The sequence below is a fragment of the Faecalicatena contorta genome (assembly GCF_021531995.1).
Lineage (GTDB): Bacteria > Bacillota > Clostridia > Lachnospirales > Lachnospiraceae > Dorea_A > Dorea_A contorta_A.
The window spans coordinates 1-2,525 of the sequence record NZ_JAFBIZ010000201.1; the positions used below are offsets into that span (position 1 = coordinate 1).

General features: G+C 40.3%; 2 protein-coding genes and 2 pseudogenes. 1 reads left to right on the forward strand and 3 read right to left on the reverse strand.

Annotated elements, in window-relative coordinates; all coding sequences use genetic code 11:
- Window positions 1–235, forward strand: a pseudogene (locus tag JQM82_RS15115) (hypothetical protein); the annotation flags it as partial.
- A 261-nt stretch (window positions 236–496) separates the two neighbouring features.
- On the opposite strand, the gene JQM82_RS15120 reads toward JQM82_RS15115, so the two are convergent.
- From JQM82_RS15120 to JQM82_RS15130, 3 genes and pseudogenes are all read right to left on the reverse strand, one after another.
- The gene (locus JQM82_RS15120) at window positions 497–784 is read right to left on the reverse strand and encodes a hypothetical protein (RefSeq protein ID WP_235251229.1); all 288 of its coding nucleotides are present in this window, start codon (window positions 782–784) and stop codon (window positions 497–499) included.
- A gap of 166 nt (window positions 785–950) precedes the next feature.
- A pseudogene (locus JQM82_RS15125) lies at window positions 951–1,637 on the reverse strand (response regulator transcription factor).
- A complete protein-coding gene (locus JQM82_RS15130) occupies window positions 1,630–1,818 on the reverse strand; it encodes a helix-turn-helix domain-containing protein (RefSeq protein WP_235251230.1) in 189 nt (62 codons plus the stop codon). Before JQM82_RS15130 ends, JQM82_RS15125 begins: the two are co-directional and overlap by 8 nt.
- Window positions 1,819–2,525 lie beyond the last annotated feature (707 nt).

Below are 2,525 nucleotides of genomic sequence, written 5' to 3' on the forward strand. Positions count from 1 at the left end.
CCTTAATTATGTTCAGAAGAGTGCAGAAAGGCTAAAAATGGCAAATTTATCAAAAATAAAGCTGGAATATTATCAGATATCAAGTGGGGAGGATTTGGTTGCCAAGCTCGGAAGTGTAGGAATCAGAAACTACGGACGGGACCGTTTTGAAAAAGAAACACCAAGAAATCATTACCATAATCTTCTTGAAATTGGAATCTGTAGAAAAAGGAAAAGGAATCATTATATTCAATAAGGAACGAATTCCGTTTCGGAGGGAACAATTATTATTGTTCCGGCAAATTATCCGCATAACGTGGTTAGTACTCTGGGAGAAAAAAGCTTCAATATTCCGTATCATATCCGCCACATTCTCTGTGGCCTTTTCCAACACGATGGCACCGGCATCCAGTCTTGTAATCTTGAGCAGGTTTTGTACCAGTGTTTCAATGCGGTCAAGTTCCTGTTCGGATAAATCAGCAAACTCTTTTACCGTACTCAATTCCATATTTTCGTCCTAAAGCAGACCATTATAAATATTCAAAGCAGCCAGCGGTGTTTTCAGTTGGTGGGAAATATCAGAGATTGTATTTTTCAGAAATTCCTTTTCCCGAAGTTCGTTATCTGCGTGAGCATTTAAGACAGCCGACAGAGAATTGACAGAATGAAACAACCGATACAGTTCGCCCTCATCATCACATTCAATACGGGCATTGTGATCTCCGTCAAGATACGCATTGATCTGTGATACCGCCTGTTCCATAACTTGATTTTGTTTGGTGAAATAGGAACAACACGCTGCCAATATGGCCCCTCCTTCCAATACAAAAACAAGCAATAGGAACAAAGAAAACCGCTGATAGCACAGCCATAAGAACCCTTGTGTCAGCAGAAAGGAGGTCACCCAAATAACTGATAATACAAGAAACAATCTTTTGATCTCTTTGTTTGCAAATATTTTCATAGACCCCTCACCCGATCACATTCCATTTGTAACCCATTCCCCGAACCGTCAGGAGCATTTGTGGTTCACTCGGATTATCCTCGATCTTCATACGCAGCCGCCTCATATATACGGTAAGGGTACTGCTGTCAATATAATTTCCATCGCAGTCCCATAGCTTATCTAAAATTTGTTCTTTGGTAAGTACCATGTTAGGGTTTCTCATAAACAGACACAGCAGTTTATATTCTGCGGCAGTCAGGTCCAATAGCTTTCCATTCTTGAACGCCTCCCCTTGCAGCAAAAGCACTTTCATTCCGTTGGATTCCAGCTGTGTATCTGCGGAACTGAAATCCTTTGCCCGACGAAGCAGTGCATTTACTCTGGATACTAACACTCCCAGCTTAAACGGTTTTGTAATATAATCGTCTCCGCCAATGTCCAATCCCATGATAATGTTCATTTCTTCATCTGCCGCTGTCAAAAACATGATGGGAACTTTGGAAAACTGCCGCACTTTTTTGCAAAATTCAAATCCAGTGCCATCCGGCAGTGATACATCAAGCACCAGCAAATCATATTTTCCATCTGTCTACAAACTGTCTGCTTCTTTGAGGGTTCTGACAACAACTAATTCAAATCCCTGTTTTTTGAACGCAAAAGAAAGCCCGTTAATCAGGCTCAGATCATCTTCAAGAAGTAATATATTACTCATGCTTTTGCTCCTTTCCTTGTTTTGTCCGGCCATCAACTGGCTTTTCCGTAGTTTTAGGGAGCAGCCAAACACCGGCCATCTTCACAGCGCCGGAGATACGCCCACCGGCACAATAATAATTCACTCTACGAGGTGTCACGCCCCATTTCTCGGCGGCCTCTTTTAATGTCATATAGTCCATCTCGCACCTCCATAGAATCTATTATAGTTCTTTAAATCGAACAATACAACCTTCAATATTAAGTGTTTGGAATCAGTCATGGAAAATCCCCCTTTCTTCGATTATGGGAAAGGGCGGCAGCAAAATCATTCCCCATATACCATCTATTATGGTCGCAAATTCTCTATTTTTGGCTTATTGAAAACTGTCCTGCTGATTCTGCCGCATACAAAGAATGGCAGCAATAGCCGCATAAAACGGAGCACCAGCGTTACGAATTGTATCAATAAAAAAACATACAAATACAGCGAATGGGACATGCTCATTATTCCACAACAATTGATATATACACACATGTATCAGAAGAGATGATGGGAAATGAATTGGAGAAATTCAAAGTAGCAATGAATGCCTGATGGACAGCTGCTTACGAAAAGAAGTTTTCGTAAGCCTTCGTAAAATAAATCCTACGAAAATGATAAAACCCTTTACGAAAATAAAGACAAGGCGGGTATCGGGAGTAGAAAAATAGTTAAAAAGTTGTACGAAAAAAAAGCTTCGTAAAACTAAAATGAAATAAAATAAAGCTGCTAGTGGAAAACACGAAAATAGCCAGTAAGTAAGCTGCTTTTGAGGGTTGAGTCCAAGAGGCTCAGGTTCAAGAAGTTGCAAAACAGATGGCTGGAAAGTAATTTTTTAAGTCCAAAGGATACAGAAAACTTAAATAT